At 67.1% G+C, this 20566-nt stretch carries 17 protein-coding genes; 8 read left to right on the top strand and 9 right to left on the bottom strand.

Annotation, left to right across the window (positions count from 1 at the left end; genetic code table 11):
* Positions 1 to 60 precede the first annotated feature (60 nt).
* Positions 61 to 1254, top strand: a complete 1194-nt coding sequence (locus tag Acor_RS10705) for an acetyl-CoA C-acetyltransferase (protein WP_155336438.1) — start codon at positions 61 to 63, stop codon at positions 1252 to 1254.
* Here the strand turns inward: Acor_RS10705 and Acor_RS10700 are convergent.
* Both Acor_RS10700 and Acor_RS10695 read right to left on the bottom strand, forming a co-directional pair.
* Positions 1208 to 2605 carry an aminobutyraldehyde dehydrogenase gene (locus tag Acor_RS10700; protein ID WP_155336437.1) on the bottom strand — a complete coding sequence of 466 codons (1398 nt, stop codon included), beginning with the start codon at positions 2603 to 2605 and terminating at the stop codon, positions 1208 to 1210. The two genes, Acor_RS10705 and Acor_RS10700, sit on opposite strands and share 47 nt — an antisense overlap.
* Before the next feature lie 20 nt (positions 2606 to 2625).
* Positions 2626 to 3993, bottom strand: a complete 1368-nt coding sequence (locus Acor_RS10695; protein WP_281353201.1) for an NAD(P)/FAD-dependent oxidoreductase — start codon at positions 3991 to 3993, stop codon at positions 2626 to 2628.
* A gap of 111 nt (positions 3994 to 4104) precedes the next feature.
* Between Acor_RS10695 and Acor_RS10690 the strand changes: the two genes are divergently transcribed.
* Positions 4105 to 4773 (top strand): TetR/AcrR family transcriptional regulator, encoded by a 669-nt coding sequence (locus Acor_RS10690; protein ID WP_155336435.1) that lies wholly within the window; start codon positions 4105 to 4107, stop codon positions 4771 to 4773.
* A 6-nt stretch (positions 4774 to 4779) separates the two neighbouring features.
* Here Acor_RS10690 and Acor_RS10685 read toward each other — a convergent pair whose 3' ends face one another.
* From Acor_RS10685 to Acor_RS10675, 3 genes are read right to left on the bottom strand one after another with little or no spacing between them, the layout of a single operon-like run.
* The gene (locus tag Acor_RS10685; RefSeq protein WP_155336434.1) at positions 4780 to 5814 is read right to left on the bottom strand and encodes an ABC transporter ATP-binding protein; all 1035 of its coding nucleotides are present in this window, start codon (positions 5812 to 5814) and stop codon (positions 4780 to 4782) included.
* On the bottom strand, positions 5811 to 6587 hold the full coding sequence (locus Acor_RS10680; protein ID WP_155336433.1) for an ABC transporter permease: 777 nt from the start codon (positions 6585 to 6587) through the stop codon (positions 5811 to 5813). Before Acor_RS10680 ends, Acor_RS10685 begins: the two co-directional genes overlap by 4 nt.
* On the bottom strand, positions 6580 to 7473 hold the full coding sequence (locus Acor_RS10675; RefSeq protein WP_246238561.1) for an ABC transporter permease: 894 nt from the start codon (positions 7471 to 7473) through the stop codon (positions 6580 to 6582). Before Acor_RS10675 ends, Acor_RS10680 begins: the two co-directional genes overlap by 8 nt.
* Positions 7474 to 7594: 121 nt before the next feature.
* Between Acor_RS10675 and Acor_RS10670 the strand changes: the two genes are divergently transcribed.
* Together Acor_RS10670 and Acor_RS10665 are read left to right on the top strand one after the other, a co-directional pair.
* Entirely contained in the window at positions 7595 to 8668 is a 1074-nt protein-coding gene (locus Acor_RS10670) for an aminoglycoside phosphotransferase (RefSeq protein WP_155336432.1), read from the top strand.
* An 84-nt stretch (positions 8669 to 8752) separates the two neighbouring features.
* The gene (locus Acor_RS10665; RefSeq protein ID WP_155336431.1) at positions 8753 to 9715 is read left to right on the top strand and encodes an SIS domain-containing protein; all 963 of its coding nucleotides are present in this window, start codon (positions 8753 to 8755) and stop codon (positions 9713 to 9715) included.
* Here the strand turns inward: Acor_RS10665 and Acor_RS10660 are convergent.
* Entirely contained in the window at positions 9699 to 10739 is a 1041-nt protein-coding gene (locus Acor_RS10660) for a thiolase C-terminal domain-containing protein (protein WP_155336430.1), read from the bottom strand. The two genes, Acor_RS10665 and Acor_RS10660, sit on opposite strands and share 17 nt — an antisense overlap.
* A gap of 245 nt (positions 10740 to 10984) precedes the next feature.
* On the opposite strand from Acor_RS10660, the gene Acor_RS10655 reads away from it, so the two are divergent.
* The 4 genes from Acor_RS10655 to Acor_RS10640 all read left to right on the top strand — a co-directional run bounded on the left by Acor_RS10655 (position 10985) and on the right by Acor_RS10640 (position 16915).
* Positions 10985 to 11626 (top strand): MerR family transcriptional regulator, encoded by a 642-nt coding sequence (locus Acor_RS10655; protein ID WP_155336429.1) that lies wholly within the window; start codon positions 10985 to 10987, stop codon positions 11624 to 11626.
* Positions 11627 to 12242: 616 nt separating this feature from the next.
* Positions 12243 to 12620 carry a VOC family protein gene (locus tag Acor_RS10650; RefSeq protein ID WP_155336428.1) on the top strand — a complete coding sequence of 126 codons (378 nt, stop codon included), beginning with the start codon at positions 12243 to 12245 and terminating at the stop codon, positions 12618 to 12620.
* 104 nt (positions 12621 to 12724) lie between these two features.
* Positions 12725 to 13540 carry an SAM-dependent methyltransferase gene (locus Acor_RS10645; RefSeq protein WP_155336427.1) on the top strand — a complete coding sequence of 272 codons (816 nt, stop codon included), beginning with the start codon at positions 12725 to 12727 and terminating at the stop codon, positions 13538 to 13540.
* A gap of 9 nt (positions 13541 to 13549) precedes the next feature.
* Positions 13550 to 16915, top strand: a complete 3366-nt coding sequence (locus tag Acor_RS10640; RefSeq protein WP_155336426.1) for an NACHT domain-containing protein — start codon at positions 13550 to 13552, stop codon at positions 16913 to 16915.
* Positions 16916 to 16964: 49 nt separating this feature from the next.
* Here the strand turns inward: Acor_RS10640 and Acor_RS10635 are convergent, their stop codons facing one another.
* The 3 genes from Acor_RS10635 to Acor_RS10625 form a co-directional block, all read right to left on the bottom strand.
* Positions 16965 to 17774, bottom strand: a complete 810-nt coding sequence (locus tag Acor_RS10635; protein ID WP_155336425.1) for an SAM-dependent methyltransferase — start codon at positions 17772 to 17774, stop codon at positions 16965 to 16967.
* A gap of 209 nt (positions 17775 to 17983) precedes the next feature.
* Complete coding sequence (locus Acor_RS10630; protein ID WP_155336424.1) at positions 17984 to 19525, bottom strand: tryptophan halogenase family protein; 1542 nt, start codon at positions 19523 to 19525, stop codon at positions 17984 to 17986.
* 90 nt (positions 19526 to 19615) lie between these two features.
* Positions 19616 to 20566: thioesterase domain-containing protein (locus Acor_RS10625; RefSeq protein ID WP_155336423.1), on the bottom strand; the 951-nt coding region annotated here is incomplete at its 5' end.

Genomic DNA, 20566 nt, shown 5'->3' with positions numbered 1-20566 from the left:
TGTTCCATGTGCGACCAAGCGCTTGCTACTCTTCGGAACAAGGTTCTGGGCGGAGGGGTCATGACGGAGGCGTTCATCGTCGGGGCGGTCCGCACTCCGGTGGGGCGGCGGGGCGGGGGGCTGGCCGGGGTCCATCCGGCGGATCTGGGGGCGCACGCGCTCCGGGCGTTGATGGATCGCACCGGGGTCGATCCATCGGCGGTCGAGGATGTGGTCTTCGGTTGTGTGGACGCGCTGGGGCCGCAGGCGGGGGACATCGCCCGTACGTGCTGGCTGGCGGCGGGGTTGCCGCAGGAGGTTCCCGGGGTGACCGTGGATCGGCAGTGCGGGTCTTCGCAGCAGGCGGTGCACTTCGCGGCGATGGCCGTACAGAGCGGGAACGCCGATCTGGTGGTGGCCGGGGGCGTGCAGAACATGAGCATGGTCCCGATCGGATACGCCATGACGGCCGGGCAGCAGCTCGGCTTCGCGACGCCGTTCCACGGCTCGTCCGGATGGGCCGCCCGGTACGGCGACCAGGAGGTCTCGCAGTTCCGCGGCGCGGAGCTGATGGCCGACCGCTGGGAGATCACCCGCGAGGAGATGGAGGCGTACGCCTGCGAATCCCACCGCCGGGCTCTGCACGCGATCGACACCGGCCGCTTCGATGACGAAATATCCCCGTATAACGCTGTCACCATCGACGAAGGCCCGCGCCGGGACACCTCGCCGGCCCGGATGGCCGCGCTGAAACCGCTCGTCGAAGGCGGCCGGCTCACCGCCGCCGTCTCCTCGCAGCTCTCCGACGCCGCCGCCGCGCTGCTGATCGCCTCCCCCGCCGCGCTCCGCGCCCACGGCCTCACTCCGCTCGCCAGAATCCATCATCTCTCCGTCCGCGCCGACGACCCGATCATGATGCTCTCGGCCCCCATCCCGGCCACCGCCCGCGCCCTCGCCAAATCTGGCCTGAAGATCGGCGACATCGACGTCGTCGAGATCAACGAAGCCTTCGCCCCCGTCGTCCTCGCCTGGCTCAAGGAGACCGGCGCCGACCCCGCCAGGGTCAACCCCAACGGCGGGGCCATCGCCCTCGGTCACCCCCTCGGCGCGACCGGAGCCCGCCTGATGACCTCCCTCATCCACGAACTGACCTCCACCGGCGGCAGGTACGGCCTGCAGACCATGTGCGAGGGCGGCGGCCAGGCCAACGTGACGATCATCGAGAACCTCAGGCCGGCCGGAACGAGTCACGCGCCTCGGGCGCCGCGTGCTTGATCATCAGATGGCGGACCACGGAGTACTCCTGCACGGCCTCCTGGCTCATGTCCTTGCCGAACCCGCTGCCCTTCACGCCGCCGTGCGGCGCTTCTGAAGCGATCGGCAGGTGGTCGTTGATCCAGGTGACGCCCACGTCGAGCTGGTGGGCCACCCGCAGCGCGCGGGCCACGTCGGTCGACCAGATGGAGGAGGCCAGCCCGTAGGGCGTGTCGTTGGCCAGGCGGATCGCCTCGTCCTCGTCGTCGAACGGGAGCGCCACCAGGACGGGGCCGAAGACCTCGCCCTGGACGATCTCGCTGCCCTGCTCGGCGTCGGCGATCAGCGTCGGCGGGTAGAAGAAGCCGGGCGCCTCGATCGGCTTGCCGCCCAACACGACCCGGCCGGAGGCGCGGGTGACGAACCCGTGCACCCGGTCGCGGTGCGCGGCCGAGATGAGCGGGCCGATGTCGGTCTCCTCGGACCAGGGATCTCCCGGGCGGACCTGCTCCATCGCGGCGTGCAGGGCCTCCACGGCCTCGTCGTAGCGGGATCTGGCGATGTAGACGCGGGTGGCGGCGGTGCAGTCCTGCCCGGTGTTGTACGTCGCGCCCATGGTGACCCCGAAGGCCATGTCCTCGATGGAGGCGTCCTCGAACACCAGGGCGGGCGCCTTGCCGCCCAGTTCGAGATGCACCCGTTTGAGGCCCTCCACGGCGCCCCTCATGACGGCGCGGCCGGTCGCGGTGGAGCCGGTGACGCCGACCATGTCGACGCCGGGGTGGGTGACCAGAGCCTGGCCGACGTCGGCGCCGCCGGTGACGACCTGGAGCAGTCCTTCGGGAGCGCCCGCCTCGGCCAGCAGGGCGGCCAGGCGGAGCGTGCTGCGCGGGGTCGCGGGAGCCGGTTTGATGACCACCGCGTTGCCGGCGGCGAGCGCGGGGCCGACCTTCCAGACGCCCATGATGAACGGGAAGTTCCACGGCGCGATCGAGCCGATCACCCCGATCGGGCGGCGGATCAGCGCCGAGGTGTAACCGGAGCTGAGCACGCCGGCGCCGGTGCCGTCCAGGGAGCGGGCCGCGCCGGCGAAGAAGCGCAGGTTGTCGATGGCGAAGGGGAGCTCGCCGTCCCGGAAGACGGCGGCCGGTTTGCCGGTCTCCTCGACCTCCAGGCGGGTGAGTTCCTCGGCGTCGGCCTCGACCAGGTCGGCCAGGCGCAGCAGCAACCGGGCCCGGTCCGCGGGGGTGGTGTCCTTCCACTGCTCGAAGGCGTCCCGCCCGGCGCGTACCGCCGCCGAGACGTCCTCGGGAGTGCTGTCAGGTACCTCGTCGACGGGTTCTCCGGTGGCGGGGTTGATGAGGATGGTCATCCGGGTGGTTCCTTACCTGTTCAACTGTCGAAACCGATACCGAATCGGTCTAGGACGCGCAGCCAGGGCCCTCGGCGGCCCTCGTTCTCGTCGGCGCGGGCCAGGGCGCGGCGGGTGAACTCGACCACCGGCCAGCGCAGCGGCTCCGGCGGGAACGGCACGGGGTGCCGCCGGACCATGCGCAGGCCGGTTCTGGGGGTGCTCCTGCGGGCGAGCAGGTCCAGGCCGACCAGAGCGCCGAACCGGGACGCGCCGACGCCGAGACCGGTGTAGCCGAGCGCGTACGCCACCCGGCCTCCCATCGCGGTGCCGAAGAAGGGGGTGAAACGGCTGGTGGAGTCGATCATGCCACCCCACCTGTGGGTGAAGCGCACGCCCTCCAGCTGGGGGAACGTCTCGTAGAAATGGCGGGCCAGCAGCCGGTGTGAACCCGCGCGCTGGTCGCTGCCGGCCCCGCCGAAGTTGTAGACGGCGTCGTACCCCCCGAAGAGGACGCGCTGGTCGCGGATGAGCCGGTAGTAGTGGAACTGGTTGCCCGCGTCGGTGATCCCCTGCCCTTCCGGCCAGTTCAGCGACGCCCGCCGTCCCGCGTCCAGCGGTTCGGTGACCAGCACGTAGTCCCACACCGGCAGCACGAAGTGCCGCAGCCGCCGCAGCGGCGCGGGGAAGGCGTTGGTGGCCAGCAGGACCTGGCGGGCCTGCACGACGCCCGTCCCGGTGGTCACCCTGACTGCCGGTCCGGCCCGGTCCAGGCCGGTGACCGTGGTGTTCTCGTAGATCCGGATGCCCAGATCGCCCGCGACCCGCAGCATCCCCCAGGCCAGCTTGGCCGGATCGACCACGCCGCCGGTCCCCCGGATCCGCAGCCCCGCCAGATAGGTGGGCGAGTCCACGTCGGAGCGCATCTCGTCCCGGCCGAGGAAGGTGACGTCCTCGCCGTACTCCCGATGGAGTTTTTCCGCTCTGCGCAGATCGTCGACCTGGTACGGCTCGACCGCGACATTGGTCTTGCCGACCAGCCGCAGATCGGCGTCGATGCGGTGCTCGGCCACGAACGCGGCGATCTCCGCCAGGTTCTCCCGCCCCAGCGCCAGCAGCAGCTCCATCTCCCCAGGCCAGCGGTGCACGCCATGGGTCAGCCCGTGCGTGAGCGAGTCGGAGATGAAGCCCCCGTTCCGCCCGGTCGCCCCGAACCCGACGGTGTGCGCGTCCACCAGGACGACATCGCACGCGGGGTTCTCCCGCTTCGCGAGCACGGCCGCCCACAATCCCGTAAAACCCGCGCCAACGACGAGCAAATCCGCAGTAGTACGTCCGTGCAAAGGTGGGTATGCCGGAAGAGTTTGGTCAGCCGTCCAGAAGACCCGGGGAGCCGCATCCTTGAGCACCGCGTCTCCTTCTCGCCCATGTTTGTTGAATCGTGATTCAAATACCCATCGAGTTCCTACGTCAAGACCTGCGAGACTAGTTGTGAGATCGTTCAGACTGGGACGGGTGTCATGACGCAGCGCAAGAGCAAGGCAGATCGGCGGATCGAGCTGATCGACGCGGCCCGGCGCGCCATGATCCAGCACGGCGCGGAGGGGGTGCATCTGAACCAGATCGCCGAAGAGGCGGGCCTTACCTCAGGCGCGGTCCTCTACCACTACCCGGACCTGCGGGATCTGCTGATCGAGGCGCATCACGCGGGCATGGAGCGCTTCTACGAGCAGCGGATGAAGAAGATCACCGGCATCGCCGACCCCGCCCAGAAGCTCATCGTCACGATCCGCTCCGGCCTGCCCCAGGGCCCGGACGACGCGGGCGTGCGCCTGCTCTGCGAACTCGGCGGCGCGGCCGGCCGCAACCGGGTGTACGGCACGCTGCTGACCACCCTCTACGACCGCCAGGTCGCCATGTACCAGACCATCCTGGAGGTGGGCGCCGCGCACAACGCCTTCACCCTGGCCCAGGACTCCGAGACCATCGGCCGCAACCTGGTCGCCCTGGAGGACGCGTACGGCTACCGCATCGTCGCCCGCCACCACAGCATCGGCGCCGACGAGGCCGTGGAACTCATCCTCGGCTACGCCCGCCTGGCCACCGGCCACGCCCTAAAACTGACCGCGGCCCCGCACCGGACGACGGCTGCCCGCCGCCCGGCCACCCCACGCGCCCAAAGCGCCTGAACACGCTCAGGCGGGCACGAGCACCGCGTCGTCCGGGTTCCAGAACAGCCCCACGGCCGCCCCGGGCGTGATCCGCGCCGCGCCCTGCGTGGCCGCCAGCACCTTACGGTCGTGCCCCGACACGTCCACCGCGATGTGCGAGATCCCGCCGAAGAAGCTCACGTCGGCCACGATCCCGTCGGCGGCCCCGCGGCCGGGATCGCCGAGCCGTACCCGCTCGGGACGCACGGCCAGCACCGCGAGCCCGTTCGGCAGCTCGGGCTTGCAGGGCAGGTAGCCGAGGCCGGGGACCTCGAAGCCGTTGCCGGTGATCGTGCCGGTGAACAGGTTGTTGGCGCCGATGAAGTCGGCGACGAAGCGGGTGCGCGGCCTGTCGTAGAGGGCGATCGGCGCGTCCACCTGCTCGATCCTGCCGTTGTCCATGACCGCGATCCGGTCGGCCAGCGACATGGCCTCCTCCTGGTCGTGGGTGACCACCACGAAGGTGATCCCGACCTCGACCTGCAGCCGCTTGAGCTCCAGCTGCATCTCCGCGCGGACCTTCTTGTCCAGCGCCGACAGCGGCTCGTCCAGCAGCAGCATGCGGGGGCGCTTCACGATGGCGCGGGCCAGCGCGACGCGCTGCTGCTGGCCGCCGGACAGCTGGCTGGGCCGCCGCCCGGCCATCGTGTCCAGCCCGACCTTCGCCAGCACCTCGCCGACCCGCTTCTTGATCTCCTCGCGGGGCAGGCCCTCCCGCTCCAGCCCGTAGGCCACGTTCTTGGCCACGGTCATGTGCGGGAACAGCGCGTACGACTGGAACATCAGGTTGACCGGCCGCCGGTGCGGCGGCTGCCGGAGCAGGTCGGCGCCGTCCAGCCGGACCGCCCCCCGGTCCGGCCACTCGAAGCCGGCCAGGATGCGCAGCAGCGTGGTCTTGCCGCAGCCCGACGGCCCGAGCAGGGCGAAGAACTCGCCCGCCCGGATGTCGAGGCTGACCTCGTCGAGAGCTATCACGTCCCCGAACTTCCGGGAGACTCCCTCGATGGAAAGCAGCGTCATTTGAAGGACTCCGTCAGTCTGGTCATCCGCTGGACGGCGATCACGGCGGTGCAGCTGACCGCCAGCAGGATCGTCGCCAGGGCGTTGATGTCGGGGGTCACGCCGAACCGGATCATCGAGTAGATCACGATCGGCAGCGTCGGCTCGGTCGGCTCCGCGGTGAAGAAGGCCAGCACGAACTCGTCCAGCGAGAAGGTGAACGCCAGCAGCGCCCCCGCGGCGACGCCCGGCATCAGGCCGGGCAGCGTGATCCGCAGGAAGGTGGGCACCGCCCCCGCGCCCAGGTCGCGGGAGGCCTCCTCCAGGGACATGTCCATGGAGGCCAGCCGGACCCGCACCACGACCGCGACCAGCGGGATGCCGAAGGTCAGGTGCGCCAGCAGAATCGAGTGCAGGCCGAGGGTGAACTGCACCGCGGAGTAGAAGATGATCAGCCCGACCGCGAGCATCAGCTCCGGCAGGATGGCGGGCAGCGTGCCGAGCGCCTCCAGCACCTTGGACCGGGTGTGGCGGGCCAGCCCGACCGCGAGCATGGTGCCGACGACGGTGGCCACGACCGTCGTGCCCACCGCCACGATCAGCGTGTTGACCAGGCCGTGCAGGACGTTCTCGTTCTCGGCCAGCGCGCCGTACCACTTCAGGCTGAAGCCCTCGAAGACGAACGGCGCGTCGCTGGAGTTGAACGACATCACCACCATGACCGCGATCGGCGTGTAGAAGAACAGGTAGGTGAGCCAGAGCGGCGCGTAGACCGCGCGGTTCCGCCTACGCATTGCGCACCCTCCGGGAGACCACGGCCTGCGCGATGAGCAGCACGCAGGTGACCAGGATCATGACCAGGGCCAGGGTCGCGCCGAACGGCCAGTCCCTGGCCTTCAGGAACTGGTCCCTGATCATGTTGCCCAGCATGATCGCCTTACCGCCGCCGAGCAGCTCGGGCACCACGTAGTTGCCGAAGCTCGGCACGAACACCAGCACCGCGCCGATCAGCGCGCTGGGCAGGGTCAGCGGCAGCGTCACGCTGAAGAAGGTGCGGACCGGCGTCGCGCCCAGGTTGGCGGACGCCTCCCGCAGCCGGGGATCCAGCCGCTCCACGGCCGAGTAGATCGGCAGAATCATGAGCGAAAGGTAGCCGTAGAGCAGACCGAGCACGATGGTGCCCTCGTTGTAGAGGAACGCCAGCGGCTCGTCGATCAGCCCGATGCCGATGAGCGCTCTGTTGACCAGGCCGGGCCCGGACAGCAGCACGATCCAGGCGTAGATCCGGATCAGGAAGTTGGTCCAGAACGGCAGCATGATCGCCAGCAGCGCGATGGTCTTCCAGCGCTGCGGCAGTTGCGCGATCGCGTACGCGGTCGGGTAGCCGATCACCAGCGCGAGCAGGGTGACCGTGCCCGCGATGACGAAAGAGTCGCCGATGACGCCCAGGTAGAGGGGGTCGTTGAGGCGGGCGAAGTTCTCCAGGGTGAACTCGTACACCACCCCGCCGAAGCGCCCGCGCGGGAAGAACATGTAGGTCAGCATCAGGATCATGGGCACGATGGCCAGCACGATCAGCAGGGTCAGCCCCGGCGCGAGGAAGAACACCGACGCGGCGGCTCTACCCCAGCCGCGCGGCCTCCGCGAAGTCTCAGCAGCCTTCGTGAGATCTCCGGACAAGCGGCGCTCCCTTCCTGATGATTCGCGAGTGTTGCAGGAGAACTCAACTTAGACAAGACTTTGCTGAGCACGGTGAGCTTTACATTTGTGTTTCTAGTTGAAGCGACGTTCAGGAGCAGACGTGGACACTCCCCAGTGGCGGCTGGCGCCGGCGGCCACCCTGATCCCGGGGCTCCCGATCGAACCGGGGCTGTCGGAGCGGCTGCTCGGCGCGCTGTCCGACGCGCCGGAGCCTTTCGCCGTACGGCTCATGCGGCCCCTTCCACCCATCCCGGCCGGGGAGCGGGTCATTCCGGCCGATCAGACCAACCACTCGGTGATCGTAGGTGAAACCGTAGTGGTTAAGTGGTTTGCGAGGCCTTCTGATGATTCGCCCGCACCTGAGTTGTTCGCGCATCTGGCGGTGGTGGGGTTCGGGCGGATCGCGGAGCCGTACGCGGCGGTGTTCTGCGGGGAGGCGCTGCTCGCGCTGGTGACCGCGTATCTGCCGGAGGCCACCGACGGGTGGGAGTGGTGCGTCGACGAGGCCGTCTCCGGGGGTACGGCTTTCGCCGGGGAGCTGGGGCGGATCGCGGCCGAGCTGCACGTGGCGATGGCGACGCCGTCGCCGGTGTGGCCGGAGCCGGTCCGGATGGCGGCGGGGTCCTGGTTCGGGCGGGCCGGGGAGGCGCTGGCCGAGGCGTTGCGGGTGACCGAGGACGCGGAGGATTCGGCCTGGCTGGCGGCGCATGAGGGGGATCTGCGGCGGGAGCTGGCGCCGCTGGCGGTGGCTGGGGAGACGCCGGTGTTGCGGATTCACGGGGATCTGCATGTGGGGCAGGTGCTTCGGTGGCGGGATGGGTTCGCGGTGGTGGACTTCGATGGGAATCCGACGGTTACGGAGGCTTTGCCGTACCAGCCGGCGGCGCGGGATCTGGCCCAGCTGGCGACCAGTCTGGAGCATGTGGCGCAGGTGGCCGTGAAGCGGCGGGAGGCCGATCCGCAGGCCATGGTGGCGTGGGCGTGGATGACGCGGGAGGCGCTCGAAACGGCATATGTCGCGACATTGGCGGAGGCGGGGCGGTCGGAGTTGCTGGATCGGTCGCTGGTGCGGCCGTTCGAGGTCGAGCAGGAGTGCCGGGAGCTCATCTACGCGGCACGGCATCTGCCGCGGTGGCGGTACGCGCCGATGGGCGTTCTGCGTAGCTGGTTTTAGATCGATAGACGCCGCCCGGCGCCTGCGGCAGGCCGATGTCCGCAGCGGTGGCGGTGTGACTGGTTCGAGAGTGGAAGGTCTCTGATGGACGCTGGGCGGTATCTGGCTGATTTGGAAGCGAAACCGGAGGCGTTGGCGGCGCTCGCCGACGCGTGGGAGGCCGGTGGGCTGCTGAGTGGTGTGCCGGTGGATGCGCGGCGGGTCGTTTTTCTGGGGATGGGGAGTTCCCGGTACGCGGCCGGGGTCGCGGCGCTGCGGTTGCGGGCGGCGGGGATCGACGCGGTGGCGGAGTACGCGTCGGCGGATGTGGGGTATCCGGCTGATCCGGCGACGTTGGTGGTGGCGATTTCGGCGTCTGGGGGTAGCCGGGAGACGCTGGACGCGGTGGCGCGGTATCGGGGCCGGTCGCGGGTGGTGGCGCTGACCAACAAGCCGGGGTCCGCGGTCACGGAGGGCGCGGATTTCGTGGTGCCCATGGTGGCCGGGGAAGAGGCCGGCGGAGTCGCTTGCCGGACATTTCAGCACACACTGGTGCTGCTGCTGGGGCTGGTCGATCGGCTCACGGGAGCAGGTGCGGATATTTCCGGACTTGTTCGTCGGGCGGCTGAGGGGAGCGCGGATCTGCTCGATCGGCGCGCTGAGTGGCTTGATCAGGCGATCTCGGTGCTGGACGGGCCGCACGGCGTGTACACGATCGCGCCCGCCGGACGGTTGTCGTCGGCGCAGCAGTCGGCGCTGATGTTCCGGGAGGGCCCCCGCCGCCAGGCCGACGCCTGCGAGACCGGCGACTGGTCACACGTGGACGTATACCTCACGAAAACATACGACTACCGCGCGCTCGTCTTCCCCGGTTCCCGATACGACGAGCAGGCGATGGAGTGGATCCGGCAGCGGAACTCCGCCGTACTCACGGTCGGCGGCGAACTCGACGGGCAGGCGGCTTCGATCCGCTACCGCCACGACGACGACCCCGACGTGGCCCTGCTCACCGAGACCTTGGTCGCCGAACTGGTCGCCGCGTCCTTCTGGATCAAGAACGCTCAATGAGCGCGGCACTGCCGTAGGAACCGCCGAACCCGGTGACGAGCGCGACTCCGCCTGCTCGCCTTAGCTCACGGACGGCCTGGGCGACATTGTTCAGGCCGTGCACGTACCCCTCGGAGAGCAGCCCACCATGGGGGTTCACCCGCGCGTGCGCCCGTTTGAGCAGATAATCACCAATGTCCCCGGGCTCGGCCAGCCCAAAGTCCGCGAGCTGCCGGGGCACCAACCATGAGTACGCGTCATACAGCACCGGCACGTCCACCTGCCCAGGGGACATTCCGGATTCATCCCACAATCGCGGGGCGACATACCCGGAGAAGATCCGCGTGACATCGTCGGCGACGTCCATCGTCGAACACCCGGAACCACCACCCCTGACCACGGTGTGGATCCGGGGCGCGTCGGGCGCCCTGGACACGCCGGTCACGACGAGAGCGCACGCGCCGTCCGTCTCCTGGCAGCAGTCGACGTTACGCAGCGGCGTGGACACGAACGGCGCGGCCAGATAGTCCTCCAGACTGAGCGGTTCGCGCCGGAGCGCCCGCGGATTGCCGGCCGCGTTGTCCCGCGACTGCGCCACAACCGCGTGCAGATGCTCCTCCGTCAGCCCCGTGTCATAGAGGTACCGCTGCGCGGCCAACGCAAAAAGCGGAATCGGCCCCGCCATCCCATACGGAACAGTGAAAGCCTCCTGCGGCCCGATGGAAGCCACGTTCATCCGCTTCCCCGACCGACCGTTCATCGCACGATAAATCAACACAGTCCGGGCAACACCCGACGCAATCAACATCGCCGCGTCCCCCAGGATCGACGCACACTGCGTCCCCCCACCGCTGATGTCGTTATGCCACCCCACCGGCTCAATCCGCAACGCCCTGGCCACCTGAACCGCACCCACGGAATCGTTCATGTGGTAGCTCAGAACGGCATCGGCCGTACCCACCCCCGCATCCGCCAGCGCCCCCCGACACGCTTCAACGGCAAGCTCCAACTCCGACCGCCCCGACCCCCTGCTCAACGCGGTCATCCCCACCCCCGCGACGGCAGCCCTCCCACCCAACTCCTGCCGCACATCCCCTCCCAAACCCGCCGGGACGGAGCGCGATCGTGTCGTGTCAAGTCCCGCAATGCCCTCCCAGACCCGCCGGGACGGGGCGCGATCCGACCCGGCGGGACGCTCGCCACGCTAACCCGCCCAAAATGCTTAGGCAAGCGCTTGCTCGGTTATGTGTTGGATAGCATTACTGTCCAACCAACGAGTACCCTCTTCTCATGCGGATCTCCCAGCTCAGCGCCGAATCCGGGGTGCCCATCCCGACCATCAAGTACTACCTGCGCGAAGGCCTCCTCCCCCAGGGCGAACAGACCTCCGCCACCCGCGCCGAGTACGGCCAGGCCCACCTCCGCCGCCTCCGCCTGATCCGCGCCCTGCTCGAAGTCGGCCGCCTCCCCGTGGCCTCCATCCGCAAAGTGATCGACGCCGTGGACGACGAGAACCTCGGCGTGCACCAGATGCTCGGCACCGCCCACTACGCCCTCAGCCCCGGCGTCGAACCCCACGAAGAATCCCCGGACTGGCAAGAGGCCCGCGAAATGGTCGACCAACTAATCGCCGACTACGACTGGAAGATCGAGCCCAAAGCCCCCGCCCGCGAAGAACTAGCCCAAACCATCGTCACCCTCCGCACCCTCGGCACCGACCCCACCCTCGCCGACCTAACCCCCTACGCCACCGCCGCCCAAACCCTGGTCCAAACCCACGAAATCCACAAAATCCCATTCGACGCCCCACGCGAAACAACCGTGGAAGCCCACATCATCGGCACAGTCATGTACGGCCGGGTCCTGGACACCATCCGCCGCCTCGCCCAGGAATCAGAATCCGCCCGAATCCTGGCACCCCAGACCCCGTGATGTGGAAGCAGATCCGCCGACGACCACGGCCGCGAACGCAGAAGCTGAGTCCCAGCCCTCTGGCCGCCGGGCTCGCCGCCATCCTGATGACGCAGATCACGGGATGCTCCGAGTCGTCCGGCCAGGCCCGTATGGAGCGGTGTCTGGCTACCGCCGAGAAGGAGAACTCCGCGATACGTGCCGAGGTTCCGGACGCGGCTTTTCCGACGGGAGCCGTCGTAGAGGTTGCTTCGGCGAATGGCTGCGATTCCGCGAACAGCGGCGCCTGGGTCTACGTGGTCCTGGCACCCGAATCCAAGGAACGCGATATCGCACGAAGTCTGGCGACTGCGGGCTGGTCGGAAGACCCAACCGAATTCAAGGAGTGCTCAGCCACCGACTGCAGCGGAATGCTGCTGAGACGGGGCACGTCAGGACGCCTCCTGTCCGCCGCTTTCGACCGGCACGATCACCCGTCGCCGTCGTCATTCAGGGTGACTGTTTCGTTCATCGACGCGTGTTGGACCGACGACGGATATTTTGCTGATGCTGTGACCGGAGACCTACGCCGGGCTCGCAGTGTCGGATGCCGCTCCACGCGCGCATGGCGGGAGTTGAGCCGGGTACCAACAACCGCATGGCGTGCCGTATCAGTGAATTGGTGATCGACAGCCGAGACCCCGAACGCCTCGCCGCATTCTGGTGTGACGTGCTCGGCTACGTCGTCCTCGGTCGCGTCGAGGGCAGCGTCGAGATCGGTCCTGAGGACGAAGGCTTCGGCGGGCTCCAGCCGACGATCGTCTTCAGTCCGAGCGACAGGCCGAAGGCTGGCATACTGCCGCTGCATATCGACGTGAGTCCCACCGATCGAGACCAGGATGCCGAACTTGAGCGCCTGCTGGCCATTGGCGCCAAGCCCGCCGACGTCGGTCAGACGGGCGAGGAATCCTGGCACGTCCTGGCCGACCCAGAGGGCAACGAGTTCTGCCTGCTACGCCGACGCCTGACCGACTAATGCTGCGATGTAGTTAGGTACATTCCGCCTGTGGTCTATCGGCGCGTCACATATCGCCGATGTCGCTCTAGTATTGGCTTCCGTCATGGGGTCGAGGAGCGCATATGAGCGAATCGGACGAGGTATCACCGGGGATCAATCCTGCTGTTCCCAGTGTCGCGCGGATGTACGACTACTGGCTCGGGGGCAAGGACAACTTCGGCGCGGATCGGGAGGCGGCCGAAGAGGTCATTCGCCTGGTTCCGGGGGTGCGGGAACTCGCGAGAGAGAATCGGGCCTTCCTGCGCCGGGCCGTGGAGCATCTGACGAAGGTCGGGATTCGCCAGTTCATCGATATCGGGGCCGGGCTGCCCACACAGGAGAACACCCACGAGGTGGCCCAGCGGATCGCCGCCGACGCCCGCGTGGTGTACGTCGACAACGACCCGGTCGTCCTGGCCCACGCCCGCGCCCTACTCGTCGAGAATTCGCAGACGATCGCGATCGAGGGCGACCTGCGCGAGCCCAAATCCATCTTCGACCACCCTGAACTGGCCGTTCACCTCGATCCAGAGCTCCCGACGGCTGTTCTGATGCTCTCCGTCCTGCACTTCATCACCGTCGACCGCGACGCCCTGAGCGTGGTGGCCGCCGTCCGCGACGCACTCCCGCCCGGCAGCCACCTCGTGATCAGCCACATCTACGCCGGCGAGATGTCACAGGCCGACCGTGACGCGGGCCGTGCCATCTACGCCCGCACCTCCTCGGGCCCGGTCGCCGACCGCTCCCTCCAGTGCCTCACCGACTTCTTCTCCGGTACGACCCTGCTCCCGCCCGGCTTGGTCCCCGTACACGACTGGCGACCGGATCATCCGGTTCCCCCGCGAATGGACACCGGTAAGCCTTATGTTCTGGGCGGTGTGGGCACAGTCGACCGCTGAGGAGCTCCGGTGGCCAAGCAGTTCAGCTATGCGGAAGCGGTACGAATCCTCGGCGGCGAAACCCGCACGCTCCGAGCGCTCGACAAGGTCCTCGGCGGCGCGCTACTCGGGGCCGCCGCCCTCCCAGGAGCGGGCGCGCTAGCTCTCAGCCTGTTCGACGCCAAAGCCGAGGCGGTACGACTGGGCCACCACCTCATCGGCTCACTCCGCGAGAAGGTCACCGGCACCGCCCGCCACACCAGAACAGAACGCCTGCTCGCCGCCCAGGCGATCATCACCGCGACCGCGTTCTTCGAGGCCCTCGACGACATCGAACTCCCTTTCCGCCTCGAAGACCTGGATCTCACCTACGCGGAGCAACTCTCCCTCCTGCCGGAGTTGAACCCGGACATCCCGCGGCTCGAAGTCCGCGACGTCACGAGTTCCTCGGACGCGGATCTTCCGCAGGCACCCACGCCTTTTCACGCGAAGGTATCGATCTACCGCGTGGCCAACGTCTCGCTTCTGCGCTTCGTCCGGGGGCTGGCCGTCTGGGAGGGACTGACCGCGACGCAGAAGGATCAGGCCCGCGACCAGATCACCAAGGTGTTGCCCGAAGCCGCAGCCCGCCGTTACCACGAGCTCTACCGTCAGCTGGCCGTCGAGTTCCCGGAATTCGCTTTCTGGACGAATCAGGGCGAACATCACGCCACTCAGCACCAGCTCCAGCACGGGCTGACCGATCTGACCGCCATGCTCGACTCGGTGGCCTCCGGGCGGGTGCCACCGGCCAAACTGCGAAGCATTCTGGCCCTGAACCAAGGTTGCCTGGCCCGGACGATCAGCCCTGGCGACGAGTTACCTGACGGTCTAGCGCTGCCGAGCCTCGCCGACGGATACATAAACCCGCGTTTCCGGCTCCTGGACCGCCGCAACGATCTCAGTCTGGAGGAATCATGGGCGGCCGAGCCCGTCCGCGACGACCTGCAGCACTTCCTGGCGGCCTTCGTGACCTCGATATCCGCGACGAAATGGCCCTTGCTGGCACTCGGGCAACCGGGCGTCGGCAAATCCGTGCTCGTCCAGATGCTCGCCGCCCGCCTCCCGTCCGCCGACTATCTCCCCGTCCGCGTCCCACTGCGTCAGGTTCCGGCGGACGCCGGCATCCAGGAACAGATCGAGGCCGCCATCCGGGTCACCACCGGCGAGTCCATGACGTGGCCTGACCTCGCCCGATCGACCGAAGGCGCGCTCCCGGTCATCATGCTCGACGGCCTCGACGAACTCCTCCAGGCCACCGGCGTCAACCGAGCTGACTACCTGATCCAGGCCGCCGAATTCCAGACCCGCGAAGCCGAACTCGGCCGCCCAGTAGTCGTGATCGTGACCACCCGGACCGCAGTATCCGACCGCTGCCGCCTGCCCGCCGGAACGATCGCAATCCGGCTGGAACCATTCTCAAACGCCCAGGTAAAACTGTGGATCGACATCTGGAACAAGGCCAACACCGCTCATTTCCTCAGCCAGGGCCGCACACCTCTGTCAAGCAAAGATGTGCTCGCTCACCAGGACCTGGCCGAACAGCCGCTGCTTCTCCTCATGCTCGCCCTGTATGACGCCGACTCTGCCTTCCCGTCGAACCCCGCGACCGATGGCGCGCTGCATGGAGCCAGCACGCTTCGGCTCGGCGAATTGTACGAGCGGCTGCTGCACCGCTTCGCCGCGCGGGAGGTCGACAAACACGAGCGCGGGCTTTCGCCACAACAGCGTGAAGCAGCGATCCAACGAGAGCTACTCCGACTCTCCGTCGCCGCGTTCGCCATGTTCAACCGGGGACAGCAGTGGGTCACCCGTGAGGACCTGGACCGTGATCTCACCGCACTGATCCCGGACCCACCCACTGCCGGGACCGGATTTCAGCGACCGCTGACCGCAGCACAGACCGTGATCGGCCGATTCTTCTTCATCCATCAAGCCCGCGCTCTGCAGGACTCCGAAGAGCTAAGCACCTACGAATTCCTGCACGCCACATTCGGCGAATACCTGATCGCGCGCCTGGTCCACGAACTCCTCAGACGGGAGGCAGAGCGTGACGCACTCGACCGGGGTGGCCTGCTGGGTGGAATTCTCACCACCCGCCAGGATTCTGGCCCGTTGGCTCCGCTCCTGTCCTTCGCCGTCCTATCGGTCCGCGCGCCAATTCCGCAGTTCCTCAATGAACTCGCTGAACCCGGTCACCAGCTCAAACCCCTCCTCCTGCGCCGATTCCAGGAGATCTACTTCGGCTCGGAGCCGATCAACTCGGCCTATGAGCCGCAATCCTTGTCTGCAGTCGAGCGCATAGCCCGGCAGACGGCCAACCTCGTCTTGCTGACGACAGTCCTTGCCGGGCCGGTGACTGCCACGGAGCTGTTCGGTGCGGGCGAAGAGGCAGTCCGGCGGTGGCAGCACCTGGTCGATCTCTGGCGTGCCGGGACACAACATGATGGATGGTCCAGTTTGGTGTCGACGCTGGGAATCGCCCGCTCCTGGGGAGGCGACGATCGAGTGTTGACTTTGTTCTGGAAGGGCTCCCATCGAGCCCACCCGGGCACCAGGACATCCGATCTAGCGATCATCCTTGGCAGTCGAGCCACCATCATCTGGGAAGCCGAGGACTCCCTCGCGTGGGCGTACAACCAGCCCCCGACAGAACGTCAGCGGAAATGGCGGGCCTTGCCCGCGCAAACGTCCCTGGACATCAGGGCCGACCATGCGATGCTCACCGAAGCCCTCGGCTCAGGCTTTGGCTACGTCGGGGCAGCGGCGACATTCATCGCCAGCACGGAACAGGAGAACTCAACCTCTCTGCTCGCTGCCCTCAACAATCTGTGGCTCCCTATCGATGAATCCCCTCACCCCCAGCTCATCAGAGCCTTCGAGCGAGTGTTCGATATGCTCGCCACATTTCCCGACGAACTCCCTTGGGAATACCTTGATGAGACACTGGATCGGCTCGTCTCGCATCTGCCGAACCTGACTACCTGGGAGGTGTCCCAGCTTCTCAATCGGGCCCTCAATGCCATCAACGCAAGCAACGGCTTGGATCTGTTCCACCACGCGATGATCACCTGTGCTTTGGACCTGGTAGCCCGTGATCGCGGACAGCTGGAACTTCTCGGCCGGGTCCTGTACGAACTGGACCTGCCACCGGCCTCATACCTGGAGGCAGCGGTAACCCTCATGGAGTTGGAGATCGACCCCTCGGAAGTCCCGGTGACAGCCTTCGACGTCGTCCGCCGACTGTCCCCCGACGAGATGGCCGACATGGAAGACGACCACCCTCATCTGTTCCACCGTGCCCGACGAATCATCCGCGCCGACGGCGGTCGCTACCGGCTCGTCTGGCCAGGCTGATCCGGCGCTGCTCGCCGGAACCGAAACCCTGTCGACGGTGAGATCGGCCTCAGTCGAGGAGGCCGACGCCGACGAAGCCGTCTACGCCGGGGAGGGCCGGGAGGCGGGGGGTGCGGGGGTCGGGGCGCCAGTCGTCGGTGGAGACGAGGCCGGGGTTGACGAGGGTGAAGCCGTCGAAGAAGCGGAGGATTTGGGCGTGGGAGCGGGGGCGGACGCCGCCGGCGGTGGTGTGGGTGTAGACGGCGGTGCCTTCGGCGAGGCTGTTGTCGTCCAGGTCGCCGAAGGAGAGGTGGCTGATGACGATGGCGCTGCCGGCGGGGAGGTGGTCGCGGAGGGCGTGGACGACGGTCTCGGCCAGGTCGTCTTCGGGGATGAAGTGCAGGACGGCCAGCATGAGGACGCCGACGGGCCGGGTCAGGTCCAGGTGGGCGGTGGCGCGGGGGTCCTTGAGGATGGCGAGGGGTTCGCGGAGGTCGCCGTCGAGGACGATGGTCTGGCGGTTGTCGGCCAGCAGGGCGCGCCCGTGGGTGAGGACGATCGGGTCGTTGTCGACGTAGACGACGCGCGAGTCGGAGGCGGCGCGGAGGGCGACCTGGTGCACGTTCTCCTGGGTGGGGAGGCCCGCGCCGATGTCCAGGAACTGGCGGACGCCGGTGTCGGTGAGGTAGTTGACGGCGCGGCTGAGGAAGCGTCGGTTGGCCTGGACGCTCTCGCGCACGTTGGGCGTGAGTTCGATGATCTTCTGGGCGGCGGCGCGGTCGGAGGCGAAGTTGTCCTTGCCGCCGAGCAGGTAGTCGTACATCCGGGCGACGCTCGGAATGTTCGGGTCGATACCAGTTGGCGCCTGCTCGGACTCCATCGATCCCCCTACCTGGGCGTTTGTTGACGATCTTAACTTTAGCGAAGAAAGTGAGGGTTCATCGCCTTTCCAGAGAGTTATCGCCGGCCGGAACCCAGGTCAGCGGCAAAGCCCCAGGTCAGCGATCTGACCTGGGGCCGTGGGCTGGGCCTCTGAACCACGGGGCCGTCAGCGGATGCGGTGGGATCGAACGATCACTCGCGGGCGTGTCAGTTGATGGAGTTAAGGTATTCACGCACGGAGGGCAGCCCATCAACCAGTTGTCGGGCGTCTCGCTTCAGCGTTGAGAAGGCCAGTCGCGCGCGCGTCGGATCGATGTGGGCGAGGGCCGGTCTCGCGCCGCGCGGCTGGTAGCCGAGACCGAGCAGCATGGTATTCCACGAATAGACCTCGAACCCGTGGTAGGACGGGTAGATGCTGTTGTCATCCAGCAGCACCGATGTGGCGGTCGTGAGACGCGGGGCGAGACCGTCGGGGATCGCGCGTACCTTGGCCTCCTTCCAGTAGGGCGTGTCGTCGCGGCCGGCCGCCCGGTAGTGCAGCACCAGGAACTCCTTGACGCCATCGACGACATTCGCGACGCGTTCGTTGTAGCTGTCGATGAGCGTCCGGTCCCACTGATCGTCGGGGAAGTACTTCACCAATTGTTCGATGGCGTGCTGGATGAAGAAGATTCCGGTCGACTCCAGCGGCTCGACGAAAGCGCTCGACAGGCCGATCGCGACACAGTTGTTCACCCATGATCGGTTGTTGCGGCCGATGCGCATCCTGATGTGATTGGCTTCGAGGTCGTCCATCCCCGGAGCAACGTGATCGCGTAGCGTTCGCTCGGCCTGCTCCGGACTGCAGAACGCGTCAGAGTAGACGTAACCGTTTCCGTTCCGCCCGTACAGCGGGATCGTCCAGATCCAGCCGGCATCCATGGCGGCCGCAGTCGTATAGGGATCGATCTCAAAATGCTCCGGGTCACGAGGCACCCGGAGCGCGACGGCTCGGTTGTTGGGGAGAACGTCCTCGAATGACTGGAACTTCTCGCCCAGCGTCTGATTGATCAGAAGACCCCGGAACCCGGTGCAGTCCACGAACAGATCTCCTTGGATCTGGCCGTGCTCGCGAGTCGAGATATGACTGATCCAGCCCTTCTCGTCCCGGCCGACATTGACCACGTCGTCGACCACGTGCCGCACACCCTGCGCCGTGCCGTGCTTCGTGAGGTAGCGAGCGAGGAGCGCGGCGTCGAAATGATAGGCGTAAGGGAATTGCGCACGTTGCTCTTCCAGCGTCGAGCGCCCCAGCGACCCGTCGAGGTTGCTCACGAACAACGACCCGTCCAGGTTTCGCGGCGAACGCTTGGCCTCGCACAGGTACGGAGTGACGAAGCAGCTACGGTCGAATTCCTCAGTGCCGGACTCATCGAGCTTGAGCCACCATTCGGCAAGGCTGAAGCCGTCTGCGGCCCGCAGTCTTTCGAAGGGATGATAGAAATGATGCCCGACGGATTTCCAGTTCTCGAACCGGATCCCCAGCTTGTAGGAGCCGGAGCACTGGGGCATCCAGTCGCGCTCATCGAGGCCGAGATAGTCGAAGAAGTGGCGGACGGTGCTGAACGTCGCCTCGCCGACTCCGATCGTGGCCACTCGGTCCGACTCGACAAGCGTGACCGTCACTCGATCACCGAAAGCCGCCTTGAGGTACGTCGCGGTCATCCAGCCGGCGGTGCCGCCTCCCACGATTACCACTGATGTAATCACTCGGTCTCCTTGCTCCAGCCGCTTCGTCCGTGTGAGCCACGGTTGTTGGCAAGACGACAGTCGCGGATACCGCCATTGATCCGGTATCGATCACAGCAGGTCGAGAATCTCCTGGATCAGGACATCGAGTGAACGGCCGGACGCGAGCATTTCCAGGTGCGGGCCAGGCGCGTCGACCACCCGGAACTCGCCGACGCACAGGTCGCCCCAGTACTCGAGGTAATCCTGATAGGTGCCGAGATTGTAATCGGAACCATCGGAGGAGCCACGGACCTCGTCACCGACCAGCAAAAGAGTCTTCGCCTTCGAAGGGCGGGGACGGTGCTCCACCGCTGCCTTGTACAGAAGCCACAAGGTCTGGTACGGAAGCCACTCGTCCAAAGTGACGGCTTCCCGTGGCACTTCCAGCCTGTCAGCCAGGCTGCGCAGCTTCTCCTCTATCTCGTGACGTTCCGCCCCGATGGTCGTCTGGCCTCGCTCCCACAGATCGATGGATGATTGGTAGCCATCCATGATCTGGTGCATGCGATGCAGAATGTGACCCTCAAGAACCGGCGGTTCGATCAGGATGACGACTTGCATCTGGTCCCCGTGCCGACGCGCCATCTCTTGCGCGACGATAGCCCCGTAGGACCATCCGACGACAAAGTACGGCCCGTCAGGCTGGACCGCCCGTATTTCTCGCCAGTATCGATCGGCCATTTCCCCGATCTCGTGCAACGGCGGCTCCTCGCCATGCAGGCCGACTGCCTCCACGCCGAAAATCCGGACGTCCGCGCCTATCTGCTCGGCGAGTGGGATGTACCAGCGGGCGCTTCCGCCACCGGGATGTAGGCAGAACACCGATTTCGCCGACTCGGAGAGTTTGCCCGGGTTCAGCTCCACCACGAGAGACGACTGCGAGGCCGTCGGCGCTGCCGAGCGTGCGGCCACGCCGGCCACCGTCTGAGTTTGCAGAAGTTCCCGGGCGGTTACTGTGACCCCCAGTTTTCTGAGCCTGCCCACCACCTGCACCACCTGGAGGGAGTGCCCGCCGATGCC

The organism is Acrocarpospora corrugata (assembly GCF_009687845.1).
In the GTDB taxonomy this organism is placed as follows: Bacteria; Actinomycetota; Actinomycetes; order Streptosporangiales; family Streptosporangiaceae; genus Acrocarpospora; species Acrocarpospora corrugata.
The sequence above is the reverse complement of the archived record's forward strand: the minus strand, read 5'-3'. Positions and strand labels throughout refer to the sequence as shown.

Excerpts from the sequence above, each read along its gene's own strand:
- Acor_RS10705 (WP_155336438.1), top strand. The coding sequence starts at position 61 with ATGACGGAGGCGTTCATCGTCGGGGCGGTCCGCACTCCGGTGGGGCGG.
- Acor_RS10700 (WP_155336437.1), bottom strand. The coding sequence starts at position 2,605 with ATGACCATCCTCATCAACCCCGCCACCGGAGAACCCGTCGACGAGGTA.
- Acor_RS10690 (WP_155336435.1), top strand. The coding sequence starts at position 4,105 with ATGACGCAGCGCAAGAGCAAGGCAGATCGGCGGATCGAGCTGATCGAC.
- Acor_RS10685 (WP_155336434.1), bottom strand. The coding sequence starts at position 5,814 with ATGACGCTGCTTTCCATCGAGGGAGTCTCCCGGAAGTTCGGGGACGTG.
- Acor_RS10680 (WP_155336433.1), bottom strand. The coding sequence starts at position 6,587 with ATGCGTAGGCGGAACCGCGCGGTCTACGCGCCGCTCTGGCTCACCTAC.
- Acor_RS10665 (WP_155336431.1), top strand. The coding sequence starts at position 8,753 with ATGGACGCTGGGCGGTATCTGGCTGATTTGGAAGCGAAACCGGAGGCG.
- Acor_RS10660 (WP_155336430.1), bottom strand. The coding sequence starts at position 10,739 with ATGACCGCGTTGAGCAGGGGGTCGGGGCGGTCGGAGTTGGAGCTTGCC.
- Acor_RS10655 (WP_155336429.1), top strand. The coding sequence starts at position 10,985 with ATGCGGATCTCCCAGCTCAGCGCCGAATCCGGGGTGCCCATCCCGACC.
- Acor_RS10650 (WP_155336428.1), top strand. The coding sequence starts at position 12,243 with ATGGCGTGCCGTATCAGTGAATTGGTGATCGACAGCCGAGACCCCGAA.
- Acor_RS10645 (WP_155336427.1), top strand. The coding sequence starts at position 12,725 with ATGAGCGAATCGGACGAGGTATCACCGGGGATCAATCCTGCTGTTCCC.
- Acor_RS10635 (WP_155336425.1), bottom strand. The coding sequence starts at position 17,774 with ATGGAGTCCGAGCAGGCGCCAACTGGTATCGACCCGAACATTCCGAGC.